12 protein-coding genes and 1 tRNA gene are annotated in these 15,878 nt (G+C 67.5%); 5 read left to right on the forward strand and 8 right to left on the reverse strand.

Going from position 1 to position 15,878, the window contains the following annotated elements; genetic code table 11:
• Positions 1–201: 201 nt before the first annotated feature.
• Positions 202–804, reverse strand: coding sequence for a TetR/AcrR family transcriptional regulator (locus DIZ26_RS08600; protein WP_112239180.1), 603 nt, complete (start codon positions 802–804; stop codon positions 202–204).
• 85 nt (positions 805–889) lie between these two features.
• On the opposite strand from DIZ26_RS08600, the gene DIZ26_RS08605 reads away from it, so the two are divergent.
• A complete protein-coding gene (locus DIZ26_RS08605) occupies positions 890–2,302 on the forward strand; it encodes an MFS transporter (protein ID WP_332872719.1) in 1,413 nt (470 codons plus the stop codon).
• A gap of 262 nt (positions 2,303–2,564) precedes the next feature.
• Here DIZ26_RS08605 and ettA read toward each other — a convergent pair whose 3' ends face one another.
• Both ettA and DIZ26_RS08615 read right to left on the reverse strand, forming a co-directional pair.
• Entirely contained in the window at positions 2,565–4,247 is a 1,683-nt protein-coding gene (gene ettA, locus DIZ26_RS08610; RefSeq protein WP_112239181.1) for an energy-dependent translational throttle protein EttA, read from the reverse strand.
• Between the two features lie 544 nt (positions 4,248–4,791).
• Complete coding sequence (locus DIZ26_RS08615; RefSeq protein WP_157979653.1) at positions 4,792–5,253, reverse strand: single-stranded DNA-binding protein; 462 nt, start codon at positions 5,251–5,253, stop codon at positions 4,792–4,794.
• A gap of 175 nt (positions 5,254–5,428) precedes the next feature.
• Between DIZ26_RS08615 and DIZ26_RS08620 the strand changes: the two genes are divergently transcribed.
• Complete coding sequence (locus DIZ26_RS08620) at positions 5,429–6,058, forward strand: SRPBCC family protein (RefSeq protein WP_232828207.1); 630 nt, start codon at positions 5,429–5,431, stop codon at positions 6,056–6,058.
• Positions 6,059–6,179: 121 nt separating this feature from the next.
• Here the strand turns inward: DIZ26_RS08620 and DIZ26_RS08625 are convergent, their stop codons facing one another.
• The 3 genes from DIZ26_RS08625 to DIZ26_RS08635 all read right to left on the reverse strand — a co-directional run bounded on the left by DIZ26_RS08625 (position 6,180) and on the right by DIZ26_RS08635 (position 13,158).
• The gene (locus DIZ26_RS08625; protein WP_198675993.1) at positions 6,180–7,850 is read right to left on the reverse strand and encodes a GTPase; all 1,671 of its coding nucleotides are present in this window, start codon (positions 7,848–7,850) and stop codon (positions 6,180–6,182) included.
• Positions 7,847–11,563 carry a dynamin family protein gene (locus tag DIZ26_RS08630; protein ID WP_112239184.1) on the reverse strand — a complete coding sequence of 1,239 codons (3,717 nt, stop codon included), beginning with the start codon at positions 11,561–11,563 and terminating at the stop codon, positions 7,847–7,849. Before DIZ26_RS08630 ends, DIZ26_RS08625 begins: the two co-directional genes overlap by 4 nt.
• An 89-nt stretch (positions 11,564–11,652) precedes the next feature.
• Complete coding sequence (locus tag DIZ26_RS08635) at positions 11,653–13,158, reverse strand: PrsW family intramembrane metalloprotease (RefSeq protein WP_112239185.1); 1,506 nt, start codon at positions 13,156–13,158, stop codon at positions 11,653–11,655.
• A gap of 231 nt (positions 13,159–13,389) precedes the next feature.
• On the opposite strand from DIZ26_RS08635, the gene DIZ26_RS08640 reads away from it, so the two are divergent.
• The 3 genes from DIZ26_RS08640 (at position 13,390) to DIZ26_RS08650 (ending at position 14,871) form a co-directional block, all read left to right on the forward strand.
• Positions 13,390–13,463, forward strand: a tRNA-Arg gene (locus DIZ26_RS08640).
• A 131-nt stretch (positions 13,464–13,594) separates the two neighbouring features.
• Entirely contained in the window at positions 13,595–14,053 is a 459-nt protein-coding gene (locus DIZ26_RS08645) for a MarR family winged helix-turn-helix transcriptional regulator (protein WP_198675994.1), read from the forward strand.
• A gap of 2 nt (positions 14,054–14,055) precedes the next feature.
• Positions 14,056–14,871: an NAD-dependent epimerase/dehydratase family protein gene (locus DIZ26_RS08650; protein WP_112239187.1), complete on the forward strand. Its 816-nt coding sequence runs from the start codon at positions 14,056–14,058 to the stop codon at positions 14,869–14,871.
• Positions 14,872–14,919: 48 nt separating this feature from the next.
• On the opposite strand, the gene DIZ26_RS08655 is transcribed toward DIZ26_RS08650, so the two are convergent.
• Positions 14,920–15,390, reverse strand: a complete 471-nt coding sequence (locus DIZ26_RS08655) for an ester cyclase (RefSeq protein WP_112239188.1) — start codon at positions 15,388–15,390, stop codon at positions 14,920–14,922.
• The gene (locus tag DIZ26_RS08660) at positions 15,329–15,853 is read right to left on the reverse strand and encodes a CGNR zinc finger domain-containing protein (protein WP_112239309.1); all 525 of its coding nucleotides are present in this window, start codon (positions 15,851–15,853) and stop codon (positions 15,329–15,331) included. Before DIZ26_RS08660 ends, DIZ26_RS08655 begins: the two co-directional genes overlap by 62 nt.
• Positions 15,854–15,878 lie beyond the last annotated feature (25 nt).

The following is a 15,878-nucleotide window of genomic DNA, read 5'->3' on the forward strand; positions in this document are numbered from 1 at the left end:
CTCGCAGAACTACACCCCAAGGCGCCCGCAGGACTACCTCCCAGGGAACTCGCAGGACTACACCCCCAAGGCGCCCGCAGGGCTACCTGCCAGGGAACTCGCAGGACTACACCCCAAGGCGCCCGCAGGGTTACCTGCCAGGGAGCCATGCGGGACTACCTCCCCGGGCTCCCGGGACTGCTTCCAGGGAGCCCTGCGGGACTACTTCCCAGCAAGCTCAGCAGGAGGCGCGAAGGCGGCCAGGAGGGTGGCGCCGATGTAGCCGGCAGCTTTGTCCTGCGTCAAGCGACCCGCATTGATCTCGTCGGCCGCGCCGTGCATCACGCTGTGCATGACTCCGACCAGCCAGGACGTCGGAAGGTCGACTCGGAACACTCCTTCGTCGCGGCCGCGCTCCACAAGACGCTCGATCCGCTCGGCCGGACCGGCGTGCAGCTCACGAATCCTGCCAGGCGGAAGCACGTCCTGAGCTGCGATCAACAGCAACCGCGACTGGCTCACCAACTGCCAACTGGAGTCGATCAGGCGGGCGAGCGCTTCTCGCGGATCGCCGTCCAGGTCCACTGCATCCAGGCCCGCGTGCCCCTCCTCGACGGCACGCCTCAACGCCGCGTCGACAAGGTCCGCCCGGTTGGGGAAATGGCCATAGACCGTCACCCGCCCGACGCCGGCCGCCTTGGCGATCTCGCTGACACTCGCGTCCGGATTCCGGCTCAAGCAGCGGACCGCGGCATCGAGGATCGCCTCGATACTGCGCTGCGCGTCGGCTCGTTTCGCCGGCGTCTTCTCGCGCGTCGCGGCCACCCGACCTCCTCTTGTCGAACACCGGTGTACGAGTTACTGTAGCGCAAATAACTCATACACTGCTGTACGAATTGGAGGCGTCGCCGTGTCTGAACGAACCGTCGGCGAGGTCGGCGCTGTGGCTGCCGATCCTCGGCGCTGGCGCATGCTCGCCCTGCTGGGGGTTGCGCAGTTCATGCTGATCCTGGACGTGACCGTCATCGCGATCGCGCTGCCGCACATCGGCGCCGACCTCGGCCTTACGCGCGACACGTTGACGTGGGTCGTGAGCGCCTACACCTTGATGTTCGGTGGGCTGATGCTGCTCGGCGGCCGGTTGGCCGACTTGCTCGGCGCTCGCCGGGTCGTACTCACCGGCCTGCTCCTGTTCACCGCCGCCTCGCTGCTCACCGGCATCGCGGGCAATGCCTCGGCAATGATCGGTGGGCGGGTGGCTCAAGGCATCGGTGCCGCGCCGCTGTCTCCGGCCGCGCTGTCGATGGTGACCAAGACCTTCCACGGCTCCGAACGCAACAAGGCTCTCGGCATCTGGTCGGCACTTGGCGGTGGCGGCTCGGCGATCGGCGTACTCCTCGGCGGCCTGCTGACCGCAGGGCCTGGCTGGCAATGGGTCTTCTACATCAACGTGCCGATCGGCATCCTCGTCTTCATCGCGCTGAACCGGACGCTGCCGGCCGATCTGCCGACCGGGCCGCGAGCACGCCTGGACGTGCCGGGAGCGTTGCTGGTCACCGCGGGCACCGGTACGGCGATCTACGCACTGATCAACGCCGGTGACCGAGGCTGGCTCAGCGGCAAGACCCTCGGGACGCTAGGCCTGGCAATCCTGCTGTACGCCGTGTTCGCCGCGGTACAGCGGACCGTGAAGTCCCCGCTGATGGATCTGCGGATCCTGGCCCGACGGCCGGTCGCCTCCGGGACGTTCCTGATCCTGGTCGCGACGGCGTTGATGATCGCCAGCTTCTTCCTTGGCTCGTTCTACCTTCAGCACCACGAGGGCTACGGCGCCCTACGCACCGGGCTGCTGTTCTTGCCGGTGGCAGTGGCGACAATCATCGGGGCTCAACTAGGAGGACATCTCATCGGAACCGCAGGCGCTCGCGCAGTTGCCGTGAGCGGGTTGCTGATCACCGCCGCCGGCACTGCGATCGCGGCGCTCTGGACCAGCCCGGTCATGGTGGTGGTCGGTATCAGTGTCGGCACAGCTGGTATCGGTGCGGCGTTCGTCGCCTCGTCGACCACGGCGCTGGCCCAGATCGATCACCACGAGGCCGGCACGGCGTCGGGTCTGCTCAGCACGTTCCACGAGTTCGGCGCCGCACTCGGCGTCGCCACAGTCTCCAGCATCGCCGCCCCAAGCATCGCCGGAACCAGCACCACTGGCTTCACCCACGCCTTCACCGCCGCCACCCTCACAGCCACCGCAGCCGCCCTGCTGGCAATCCTCATCGTCCCCGCCATCAAGCCCCCACCCGGCTCCCCCACCCACGCCCACTAACGCCGTCCGCAAGGGCGCTCACCCTCGGCCCCCCGAACAGGTTGCTGTGCGGGGACTTCCGGGGCGTTCTTCGCACGGCGCACCCCACCCGGCTCCCCCACCCACGTCCACTGACGCCGTTCGGAGGGGCGCTCACCGTCGGCATGCGAAACCCCCGAACAGGTTGCTGTTCGGGGGTTCGTTGGTGTGACTGCGTACGGCATACCGCGGGTGGTGCCGTGGGTGTGAACGGTGGAGTGCAGCCCGGTGGGAGCCGGGTGGATCAGTCGCGGGTGAGTTTGCGGTAGGTGACGCGGTGCGGGCGGGCGGCTTCGGCGCCCAGGCGCTCGACCTTGTTCGCCTCGTACGCGGCGAAGTTGCCTTCGAACCAGAACCACTTGGACGGGTCCTCGTCGGTGCCTTCCCAGGCGAGGATGTGGGTGGCGACGCGGTCGAGGAACCACCGGTCGTGGGAGATCACCACGGCACACCCCGGGAACTCGAGCAGTGCGTCCTCGAGCGACTGCAGCGTTTCGACGTCCAGGTCGTTGGTCGGCTCGTCGAGCAGCAGCAGGTTGCCGCCCATCTTCAGCGTGAGCGCCAGGTTCAGCCGGTTGCGCTCACCACCGGACAGGACGCCGGTCGGCTTCTGCTGGTCCGGGCCCTTGAACCCGAACGACGCCACATACGCCCGGCTCGGCATCTCGAAGTTGGCGACCTTGATGTAGTCGAGCTCGTCCGAGACCTGCTGCCAGACGGTCTTCTTGGGATCGAGGCCGCCGCGCGACTGGTCGACGTACGAGATCCGCACCGTTTCGCCCAGCTTCAGCGAACCCTCGTCCGGGGTCTCCTCACCGACGATCATCCGGAACAGCGTCGACTTGCCGACACCGTTCGGGCCGACGACACCGACGATGCCGGCGCGGGGCAGTGAGAAGCTCAGGCCGTCGATCAGCTTGCGGTCGCCGAAGCCCTTCTCCAGCTTGCTGACCTCGAGCACCGTGCTGCCCAGCCGCGGACCGGCCGGGATGTTGATCTCGTCGATGTCCAGCTTCTTGGACCGCTCGGCCTCGGCCGCGAGCTCCTCGTACCGGGCCAGCCGGGACTTGCTCTTGGTCTGCCGCGCCTTGGCGTTCGACCGGACCCACTCGAGCTCGCGCTCCAGGATCTTCTGCCGCTTCGCGTCCTTCTGTCCTTCGACCACGAGCCGCTGCTGCTTGGTCTCCAGGTACTTCGAGTAGTTGCCCTCGTACCCGTAGGTCTTGCCGCGGTCCATTTCCAGGATCCACTCGGCGACGTTGTCCAGGAAGTACCGGTCGTGGGTGATCGCCAGGACGGCACCCGGGTACTTCTGCAGGTGCTGCTCGAGCCACAGCACCGACTCGGCGTCGAGGTGGTTGGTGGGCTCGTCGAGCAGCAGCAGGTCGGGCTGCTGCAGGAGCAGCTTGCACAGTGCCACCCGGCGGCGCTCACCACCGGACAGGTTGTCCACGATCGCGTCGGCCGGCGGGCAGCGCAGGGCGTCCATCGCCTGCTCCAGCTGCGCGTCGACGTCCCAGGCGTTGCGGTGGTCGAGCTCGGTCTGCAGGTCGCCCATCTCGGCGAGCAGCGAGTCGTAGTCCGCGTCGGGGTCGGCGAGCTCGGCGGAGATCTCGTTGAAGCGGTCCAGCTTCGCCTTGGTGTCGCCGACACCTTCCTCGACGTTCTCCAGCACGGTCTTGCCCTCGGTCAACGGCGGCTCCTGCAACAGGATCCCCACCGTCGCGCCCTCGGCCAGCCGCGCCTCACCGTTGGAGGCCTGGTCCAGCCCGGCCATGATCTTGAACAGCGAGGACTTGCCGGTGCCGTTCGGCCCGACCACGCCGATCTTCGCCCCGGTCAGGAAGTTCAGCGTCACATTGTCGAGAACAACCTTGTCCCCGTGCGCTTTCCGGACGTTGCGAAGGGTGTAGATGAATTCCGCCATACCCCAGAGCCTATGTCCCCACCCCCACCCAAACCCAACCGGCGTCACCCCCCCACCGCTGACACCCCACCACCCCAACACCACCACCGTTGTCACCCCACCACCCCAACACCACCACCGCTGACACCCCACCACCCCAACACCACCACCGCTGTCGCCCCACCACCCCAGCGCCACCACCGCTGTCACCCCACCACCCCAACGCCACCACCGCTGTGACCCCACGACCCCAGCGCCACCACCGTTGCCGCCCCACCACCCCACCGCCACCACCGTTGCCGCCCCACCACAGCCCATGTCCAACCACCCGCCCGGCCCAGCGCCCAACGAACGCGGGATTCCCAACTCCACACAACGGTGAAAGCGGTCGCGGGTCCGAAGACTGACGCTGCACGCGAACGCCGCGATGAAGCTGAGGCAGACGGTGATTGCGGACCGCCGGGCGTGGATGCGCAGGCCACACGTGGATCCGCAAGCCGGGAGCGGCCGAAGCAGGTGGTGAATGCGGGGGGCGGCTGACCGTAAATGGAGCGCTGGGAGGGCCTCAGGCTGCTTGTTGGGTTGGGGTGTCGGGGTGGTGGGCTTCGTCGGCGGGCGTCTCTGGCAGCTCGGCCTGGTCGGTGGGTGTTCGGAACTGGGCGCGGGACGGTGTTCTGGTGAAGGTTGCGGCTCCTTTGGAGAGGTCGTGCCCGACGGAGGTTGCTTCGATGACGGTGCGGGACTTGGGGTTGCCGGCTTCGTCCTGCCACTCGGTGGTGCGGAAGCGGCCGGTGACGAGCACCGGGTGGCCGCGCTCGATGGAACGGCACACGTTGACGGCCAAGGCCCGCCAGCACTCGACCGTGAACCAGTTCGTCGGGCGGTCGACCCAGCTCGCGTTGGCAGGGACGTACTGCTGCGGCGTCGCCGCCAGCCGGAACGAGGCGACCGACACTCCCTCCGAGACCTCCTTCAGACGAATATCACTGCCGACCCAGCCCTGTACGGCCAGATAGGTCTCACTCATGGTCATCAACCTTCCTTGCGTCGCGAACTCCTGACACCAGAGAAGATGCCCGCCGGCAGCGCCCTTCTCCGCACCGACTTCCGTCCTGGGGATAACTATTTCAGGCTTGACTTATATAAGTCGTGGCTGGCAATCTGACCGGCACAGACTCCAACCGCAGCAGAGAGGCCGACAGGTGATCGACATCCTCGAGCACATCAACGCGATCCAGCGCCAGGTGAGCAAGACCGGCGAGGAGGTGCGCGTGACGCTCCGGCGTACCTATCAAGCAGAGGTGGAGGACGTGTGGGACGCGCTGACGGATCCTGACCGCATCCGTCGCTGGTTCATGCCGATCACCGGCGAGCTGAAGGTCGGCGGCAGCTTCCAGCTCGAAGGCAACGCAGGCGGAGAGATCCTCGAATGCGAGCCGCCGGAACGCTTCAAGGTCTCGTTCGGCGGTCCAGCCAGCCTGGTCGAGATCCGCTTGTCCCCAGGCCCGGGCAACGACACCACGGAGCTCCAGATGGACCACTCGGTGCCGGCCGACTTCGGCGGTCCCAGCGGCGCGCTGTACGTCGGTCCCGGCTGGGACGGCGCCCTGCTCGGCGTCGCCCTGTACGTCGAAGGCAAACTCAAGGAGACCGACGACCCTCAGCAGATGGCCAACTCCCCCGAGGTCATCGAGTTCAACAAGGCGTCGATCCGTGAATGGGTGAAGGTGCTCCGAGACTCCGGCCTGGTCAGTGCCGAAGAACTGCGAGCCGCCACCGAAGCCTCGGCCAACCAGTTCGCCCCACGCACCCCGGTCGACGACTACCTCTGACCAGTACTGCGAATCGCCTACGTCTGACCGGTACTGCGAATCGTCGCGCTGCCGGCCGCTCGACCCGCGGCGGAGCTGACCACCCAGCGGCAGTTCCGTCGCGTCGAGGCCGAGCGAGTGGTCAGCGGCGCGCGATGGCCAGTTTGTCCCGGCAGAGCGTGTAGGCCTCGAGCTCCTCGCGCGCCGGCGCCACCACGTGGCTGTCGGCAACCTTCTCCAGCTCGGTACGAAGCGCCTTCGCCACCAGCCGAGCCCTGCGGTTCGCTCCGCTGCTGGCGAAGAGCCGGCACGCGACGGACACCAGTACGCCGAGCACGACGCCGCCGACGAGCATGATCGTCGCGTACGGAATGCCTTCCCACTTCGGCAGCACCAGGTCACCCACCTGCAGGAACCCAACCAGTGCGAGCCACACAGCGCCGCCCAGTGCGACCAGGAAGAGCACCCATTGCAGGAACCGCGCAGCGCCCCACCAACCAGGGCTGGTGTTCGCCCCGAGGTCAGTGCGAGCTACGGCCTGGTCCAGCTCGTCCCCGAGCGACTCCTCGCGCCGGCGAATCGCAGTACGGACAGAGTCTGCCCACGGGCGTGACAGGCCGGCCGCTGCCTTGTTGGTGATGTTGCGAACCGCTGTGTCCATCCGCGCGCGTTGCACAGGTGTTGCCGCGGGCAACGAAGACCGGGCGATCGACACCTCGTTGGACGCCGACTTGCGCGCCGCCTTGCCCTGCTGCTTGCTGCCCTGGTCCAGGTGGAGCCGGCGCAGCGGGTCCGGCTTGAACCGCCCGAGCCACTTGGTGACCGGCCAACCGGTCGCTGCCCGAGCGCGCTGCAGGTACGACCGGCGTACGGCCTCGACGACGACAGGGACACCGGATGCGTCGGACAGTGCCTCGACCAGTTCGGCGATGTCGGACTTGGCAATCTCGGGCGTCTTGGCGTTGCCGCACTGACTCGCCATCCGGTCGGCCACCCGGTCGACGTCGGCGGCGAGCCGCTCGCGGGCAGCACGCTTGGCGTTGACCCGCTTCACCAGCAGGGCGCGCAGATCATCCAGACCAGTACCGCTCACCGCCGAGGTGGCGACAATCGACGGGGACTTGAGGCCGTCCGACTTGAGCAGCCGGGTCAGGTCGCTGACACAGCTGGTGCGCTGCTCGTCGGTCAGCTTGTCGGCGTGGTTCAGCGCGAACACCATCACCGACGAGTGCGACGCGAACGGCTTGATGTAGCGGTTGTGCAGTGCGGCATCCGCGTACTTCTGCGGATCGACCACCCAGACCAGTACGTCGACCAGCTCAACCAGGCGGTCCACGATGAGCCGGTGCTCCACCTCGGTAGAGTCGTGGTCCGGCAGGTCCAGCAGCACCAGACCGTCGAGGTCCTCCGACTGCGCGTCCTCCAGTGAGCTGCGGTGCGCCACCTGATGACGTCGCGGGATCCCCAGCCAGTTCAGCAACTCACCAGCGGGCTCCTCGCCCCACACACAGGCCAGCGGCATCGAACTGGTCGGCCGACGCGTACCGATGGCTGCCAGGTCGAGCCCGGTGAGTGCGTTGAACAGCGACGACTTGCCGGAGCCGGTCGCACCGGCCAGCGCGACCACTGTGAGATCGCCGGACATCCGCAACCGTTGGCCGGCCCGATCCACGATCTGCGAGGCCTCACTCAGTACTACGGGATCCAGCCGACCCTGGCCGGCCTCCGCTGCGTCCTCGAGTGCCTCGATCTTCGTCAGGACATCGGTAGAGCCCCGCACGAGGCCCTTGACCGTATCCACAATTCCCGTCACGTGCAGTCCTCCACCGCGCGCGCGGCCTCCGTCAGTCGCCTGGGTGCGTCGGGATCGACCGGATGCTGGTCGAGCACAGCCAGGTAGCGGGCGAATTCGGCATCCATCAACGCATGCACCCTACCGTCCAGATCGGCGCGCGCCTTCGCCGCCAGGGTCCGGACCGCCTGGTCACCGAAGACGGCTTCCAGCAGCTTCTGCCCGACCACTGCGGTACCAGCGCCGACACCGACCTCGGCGCCGCTCAAGCCTGCGGTGTGGGCGAAGATCACGATCATCAGCGCGAGGCCGAGCCCGTTGACGCCGTACGCAAGGATCCGGGCAGTGGACCGCTTGTCCGCACCCTCCTTGCGGACCAGCTCGAGCACGTAGCCCTGCCACTCCCGTACTGCGCGGCTCGCCGCCGCCGGGAACTCCTTGGACATGCGGCCCATGTCCTTGTCCCCCGCAGCGAGCAATTGGCGCCCAGCAGCCAATGACTGCCACGACTCCTCGGCTCGCTCGGCTGCTGCCTCGGCATGCTCGCGCAGCAACGACTCCAGCCCGGATTCGACCGCATCGTTGAGGTCACGCGTAGGCGGCGGCTTGCCGACCACCGCAGTACGGACCTTGTCGCGCAGACGGCCGACGTTGGTCTGCAGACCCTTCAGCAGCTCACCGGTGCCGACGAACTCCTGCCAACGGGCAAGCACCTCGCCGCGCAGCATCGTGCCGTCCTGCGTCGCCTGCGCGATGTCCTTGACGGCCCGCTCGTACGCCGTTTCCGCGGTCGCCCGCAGCTCGACGACCGTGTCGGCCTGGGCACGCACCGCCGTCGCGAACGCCGGCGTCTTCTTAGTCATCGCGGTGACTGCGCCATGCAGAGTACGGCGTACTACGGCCGACCGGCCTTCGGCGTCGGCGGCCAGGTCGATCAGCCAGTCCTTGATCGAGGCAACCGTCTCAGGCGGCAGCATGCCGTTGCTGTCGACAACGGTCTCCTTGATGCTGAACAGCGGCGAGTCACCCAGGCCACGCTCAAGCAGCATCTGCGCGAGGTGACCGGTGATGTCGTCGATCGTGTCAGCCGGAGCACGGTCGAGCACCACCGCGACCGCCGTACTGCGGTCCGACGCGCTCTGCAGGAACTCCCACGGGACGGCATCGGCGTACCGGGCTGCAGTCGTGACGAACAGCCACAGGTCCGCGGCCGCGAGCAGCTGGGTGGCGAGTTCACGGTTCGCTTCGACGACCGAGTCGATGTCGGGTGCGTCGAGGATCGCCAGGCCCTGCGGAACGGTGTCGGCGGCAACCAAACGGATCTGACCCGGATCCTCCATCCCACCAGGCTTCTCGCCGGTGGAACGAGCCATGCCGGGCAGCACCCGGTCGCCGGTGAACCACTCGGCGTCCACCGGATTGTGAATCAGCACAGGTGAACGCGTGGTCGGCCGCAGTACGCCGGGCTCGCTGACGACCTGTCCGATCAACGAGTTCACCAGCGTCGACTTGCCCGCGCCGGTCGAACCACCCACGACAGCAAGCACGGGCGCTTCCAGCTGCACCAGCCGCGGCAGGATGTAGTCGTCCAGCTGATCCAGCATCGCCTTCTGCTGCTGCCGAGCCTCGTCAGCCCCCACCACATCGATCGGCAATTTGCTACTCGCAAGCGCTCCACGCAGACGCATCAGCGCGGTGATGAGCGCCATAGCAGCCTGCTCAGCAGCAGACTTCTCCGCCGCCGCGGCCTCATCCAGTACTACGTCCTCGCCGCCCGCATCCGCCGAGTCGCCGCCCTCCACACCCAGGTCGTCCGGGTCGCCGCCCTCCGCACCCGACTCCTCCGGGGCGGCGCTGGCAGCGCTCAGATCCTCCGAGTCGCCGTCCTTCGCACCCGACTCCTCCGGCTCGGCGCTGGCAGCACTCAGACCCTCCGAGTCGCCGCCGTCCGCACTCAGATCCTGCGAGTTGCCGTCGCCGGAGCCCAGGTTCTCCGCATCGACGTCCTCGGCACTCAGGTTCTGGGCGGCGCTCTCGGCGCTCTGCTCGCCGTCTACGGCCGCCTCAGCCTCAGTGTCGGTCTCCGGTCCCGCATCATCCGCTTCGGCCTTCTCCGGACCATCCGCGGATTCGACCGCTCCGGGCTCACCGTTCGCAGCGTCAGCGTGATCCCCCTCGGGCTCACCGTTCGCAGCGCCGGCGTGGTCGCCCTCGTGCTCAGCGTTCGCCGCGTCGGCGTGATCCTGCTCGGCCTCAGGCTCCGCATGCTCAACCTGCGTAGCCTCACCCGCCGGCTCGCCGCCCTCGGCCGCCTGCTCCGCCTCCTCAGCGTTCGCCTTCTCCGCGTCGCCGGCGTCGGGCTCTGCCGGATCCGCCAGGGCAGCCTCATCCACCAGCCCGGCACCTTCGCCGCCTGACACGAACTGCTCGCCACCCGCGACCATAAGCTCGCTCAGCTCAGCCGGAGCCTCGGTCTCAGCCGCGGGCTCCGTGTGCTCAGCCGCAGGTTCGGACTCGTCTGCGTGCTCCGCTTGCTCAGCCGCGGGCTCGGTCTCGTCCGCGGGCTCGTTCTGACCGTCCTTGGGGTCGGTCAGCTCGGCGGCCGGCTCGTCCTCTTCGGGGTGATCGGCGGCATCCTCCGACGACGCGGCGGTGTTCTCGGCGGGTGTTCCTGGGTTCGGCTTGCTCTTCTTGAGTTCGACCGGCTTCGGGAGTCCGATGATGATGTCGCCGTACTCCAGCGGGAATCCGTCCGGCGACTCCTCCGGCTCGTACACCACACCAACCGTCCGCCGGTGACGCTCGTCCGCCTCGTCGTCCGTCCCCTCGGCCGCAGACTCGTTGCCTTCCGCCCCTACCTCGTTAGACGTCCCGCCCTCAGCGCCCGGCTCAGCATCGCCTGCCTGCTCCGGCTCAACCGAAGCATCCGGCTTGACCGACGCATCCGGCCTGACCGAAGCATCCGACTCGTCTGCCTTCACCGGCTCCGCGGCACCTTCGGCGTCAGCCGTCTCGGCCTCCGCAGCGTCGTTCTCCGCATCAGACGACTCACCCTTCACGCCGACCTCGGCGTGATCAGTTGACGCAGCCGAGCCGACCTCGGCCGTCACGGACTCAACCTCGCCCGACGCCGAGCCGGCCTTGCCGCTCGCCACCCCGGAGCTGTCCGTCGAGTCCGCCCTGTCGCTCGCCGCACCGGAGTCGTCTGTCGAGTCCGCCCTGTCGCTCGCCGCGCCCGAGTTGTCCGTCGAGTCCGCGTCGGGCTTTGCACCCTCGACCTCAGCCGTCGCCGTGTCAGCCTCGTCCGTCGACCCGGGCGCGTCTGTGGCTGCTCCCGGCACGGTCGAGTCGACCTGATCGGTGGTCGACGCTGCCTTGTCGGTGGTCGACGCTGCCTTGTTGGTGGTCGACGAGGACCGGTTGGTGGTGGACGAAGACTTGTCGGTGGTCGCCGAAGGCTGGTCGGTGGTCGCCGAAGGCTGGTCGGTGGTCGGGTTGGCGCTCGGTGACGACGGGGTTGCGGCGTCCGGCGTACCGGGGGTCGGCGAGGTCTCTGCCGACTCGGGGGCGCCGGCGGGCGCAGTACCGGGTTTGGGTTTGCGGAGGCGGCGCCAGAAGCCCTTGCCCTTGGCATCCGATTCGGCGATCAGGTTCGCCAGTTCGTGGGCAGGCTCTGCCTGGGCCGGAACCCGCGGTTCCGAACCCTCGCCTGCTGCTGACCTGGTGTCAGCCACGGCTTCCGCCCACGAGCACAGAGTGCCCGGTCGGACAGCGCAGAAGCAAAGTCATCTTGACCCCGTTTGGCGGCTTGGACGGGTGGCGTTCACTGCGACGGTGGATACGGACCGTATCCTCCCGGCGATCCTTGCGCTCCAGGGGGTCCCTGTGGGTAACCGGATTGGGTCGCAGGGTAGCTGGGTTGCCCCGAGGGATACCCCGGCTGGGCAGGTTGATAACCAGTACCCCCCGGATATCCCCCACCCCCCGGACCGGGACCCACCGGAGGCCCCACCGGACCAGGCCCCACCGGCCCGGGACCGGGACCCATCGAAGCGGCGTACATGCCACCAGGACCTTGCGGTACCGCCTGCGCGAACGCCGGCATCGGCGGGAACGGCACGCTCGGCCGCCGGCGGCGCAGCTCGTCCAGCAACTGCTTCTCGGTCTCCAGCGCCTCCGGCCCGATCACCTGGCGGACGATCTTGTCCCGCAGGTACGCCAGCTCGGTGGCGTTGTGCTGGAACGCCTTGGCAGCCGTCTCAGCCTGTACGCCGTACCGCTTAGCGTTCTGCCGCAGCGCCTTGCGACCCCGCAAGGTGGCGATCAGCGGCACGTCCTGCGGGATCAGCCAGCCGAAGCGCACATAGTCGTACAGCCGCGAAGCGATCATCTGCCCTTCGCGGGACCGCATCACCAGCGCGAACGCCACCATCGCGGCGAACAGCGGGAACATCAGGATCACGTAGACGGCGATGAAGCCGCCGCCGGCCCAGCTCGCTCCGGCGTTCCACAGCCCGTGAGCCAGTACTGCGGTCAGGTAGCCGACGATCGGGGCCAGGTAGCGCACCGCAGTACTGCGGTGTCGCACTGCGACCCCGATGCCGATCGCGGTGAACGACGTGAAGAGCGGGTGGGCGAACGGTGTCGCCAGGCACCGCAGCAGGAACAGCAGGAACGCGCCGCGCAGGCCGGCCGCGCTGCCGGACTCCTTGGAGAGCTCGTCGAAGATGCGGCCGATGTAGAGGATGTTCTCGGTGAAGGCGAAGCCGACGCCCACCATGCCGGCGTACACGAGTCCGTCGATGATCCCGTCGAACTCCTTGCGCCGGACCAGCGCCAGCAGCAGGATCACCGAGCCCTTGGCGAACTCCTCGACCACCGGCGCGACGAACACGGCCGACCGGTTGCCGCCGCTGTGCGCCTCGTGCAGCAGATCGGCGACCTGGGTGTTGATGAAAATGGCGGCCAGAGTCGCGATGAACGCACCCCAGCAGAACGCGAAGATGATGTACTTCGCCGGCTCCGGCTCGTACCGGTCCAGCCACAGGTACACCGCGATCACCGGTACGACCGGTACGAACGCGAACAGCAACCCCCAGGCGAACCCGCCGAGACCGGTCGCCCTCGCCACGATCCCGAAGATGAGCAGCCCCGCGACCGCGAACACCACCACGATCACAACACCGATCAGTACCCCCTGGTTACGCCGCTGACCGGGGACCGGATGTGTCCCGAGCACGTTCGGCTGTGGTTGGGGGCCACCGGGCGGGTAAGCCGGCCCTGCCGCCGCTTGTGGCGACTCGGCCGGGCCTCCTGAGGGGTAACTCATGCCCGCAGCCTAGTTGTAGAGCCCACGCCGCGGCAGGACAGCCCACTCAGCGTTACCGGGATGGAACGACAGTCCACACTTCTCACTCCCCGTGCGCGCCCCCGCGCGTGTTTCCCGATCTTTCCCGTACTGCGCACGCCTACCCGCCCGACGCACCCGGTAACCCACAAGCACGATCGCCCCCGAATCTGAGAGACTCTGATCCGTGCCGCGCTCCCCCAGCCCGGCCATGCGCCCGTAGCTCAGCTGGATAGAGCGTCGGACTTCTAATCCGTTGGTCGCAGGTTCGAATCCTGCCGGGCGCGCTTTGTGATGTCTCAAGTCATCGGCGACAGCTGAACCTACGTTTCGTGGGTTCAGCTGTTGTCATTTGGGGTGTCTGGTCGCGGAGGCCGCGCGACTTGATCAATTGTTAGGCAGCTGACAAGATTGTTAGGTGGCTAACAGAATACGAACTCCTGATCTGGACGGTGCTGGGGTCTGGGCCAAGCGGTACTTTCTGGCCAGCCGGGCGCTGATGGATTCGGTGCTGCGTCCCTACGATCTCGGGCACACCCAGTGGTACGTGCTCCAGTTGCTCGCCACCAACGGGCCGTTGAACCAGCGTGAGGTCACCCGCCTGCTCGAGGTGGAGCGAGCGACACTTAGCACGATCACGGGCGTTCTGGTCCGTAAGGGGCTGGTCGAACAGCTTGCCGACGACGTGGACCAGCGGCAGAAGGTCCTGCGCATCACGGCGGCCGGCACCGAGCTCTGGAGCACGATCCCGGATCCGATCGAGCTGATCACCACCGTCGCCTTCGCCGGCGTCGATCCGGCCGACCTGGCGACCGCCCAGCGCGTACTCAGCGAAGCCACCCAGCGTCTTCTCAACCACAGAACGGAGAACAGGTAACCATGACGATCCTCGTCACCGGTGGCACCGGATTGGTCGGCTCACGTCTGCTGAAGCGATTCGCTGCGAGCGGCATCGACTGCAGAGCGCTGGTGCGTCCCGGGAAGACCGTTCCCGAAGGAATTCAGGCAGTCGAGGGAGACATCCTGCATCCGGAGACGCTTTCCCGAGCTCTGGCCGGCGTCACGGCCGTGGTTCACCTGGCCGCCGTGTTCCGCACCACGGACGAAGCCCGGATCTGGGCGGTCAACCTGGACGGCACCCACAATCTGATCGCCGCAACGCAAGCCATCAGCCCCCAAGCCCGGTTCCTGCTGGCTAGCACCTCCAACGTCTACGGTCCAGACCTCACCCATCCTGGTCGCGAGACCGACGCCACGACGGCGACGCACGCCTACCCGGCCAGCAAGATCCAGGCCGAGGCGGCAGTCCGCTCCAGTGGACTGAACTGGGTGATCCTGCGCTTCCCCTTCGTGTACGGCGACCAGGACGGTCATCTCGAAGCGGCACCGCACCAACTGGCCGAGATGGGATGGCATCCCGCGCGCAAACTCAGCGTGATTCACCACGAGGACATCGCGACCGCGATCAATCTCGCCCTGACCGGCGAACTGGACGGACAAACGGTCAACATCGCCGACGACTCACCCCTTACCGCCTACGAAATGGCCCAGCTCGTCGACTCGAGCTACGAGTCCTCCGGCGAGCCGCTGTCCAACCCCTGGCAAGGCCACATGGACATCTCGCTGGCTCGAAGCCTCGGCTTCCGGCCGAAGGTCCCCACCGCCTACCAGGCCCATCGCGACGGAAGAATCTGACCGAGCCGAGCCCGCACCGCTGGCAAGACGACAACCGGCCAGGAGGGCTCAGCGGCTGAATTGGGCCGCGACCGCGTCGCGGTCGATGAGGGACCAGACGTGCGCGATCCGTCCGCCCTCGAACCGGTAGAAGACGTGCTCGGCAAAGGAGACCGCACTCCCTGTCGGTTCAAGGCCGAGGAACGTACTCGTCGGGGTGCAGTCGAACCAGAGCCGACAGGCCACCAGATCGCCATCGATGGACAGCAGGTGAGCCTCGAAGCGTAGATCCGGGACCGCACGAGCATCCGACGCGATCATCTCGGCGTACTCCTGGCGCGTGAGCACCTTGTCGTTGTAGACGAGTTCGTCGCACACGTAGCGATCCAGCTCGTCGAACCGCCGGTCGTTCATTGCGTCGAGGTACGCCAGGTATGTGGACTCCAGGTTCCCGTCGTCACGGGATTTCTCCTTCGAATCATCCGGCTTGCTGGCGGCGCTCGCGGTAGACGCGGGTCTTGTGGCGGTTGCCGCAGACATTCATGTCGCACCAGCGCCCTCGACCGCTGCGCGACGTGTCATGGAAAGCCCACCGGCAATCCGGCGCCGCGCAGAGCTTCACCCGGCTCCAATCTCCCCGGCCCACGGTCACGACCACGGTCTCGACGATGGTGTCGAGCCATGGCCTTCCCGACCGCGCCGCGATTCGCAGCCCGCCCGAACCGTCATCGGCGAGCTGGAGCGGATACGCCGCGAAGGCCGGCGCCGCATCGACCTCACCCGAGAGCGACTGACGCAGCGCCGTACGAAGGGCGATGGCGGTGTTCAGATCCTCCGGATCCAACTCGTCACCGGCCACGAGCAGGTCGTACTCCGCGAGCCAGTCCGCCAAGTCCCCCGGCGACGCCAGCCGCTCGCCGCCGGCATGGTTCTGGCCGTGCCGGCTGAACGATCGATGGTCGACCGTGTTGAGGAACTCGGCGATCAAGTCCAATCCATCCACGACACCACTGTACACAATCACTGGT

This window comes from Kribbella monticola, assembly GCF_003261635.1.
In the GTDB taxonomy this organism is placed as follows: Bacteria; Actinomycetota; Actinomycetes; order Propionibacteriales; family Kribbellaceae; genus Kribbella; species Kribbella monticola.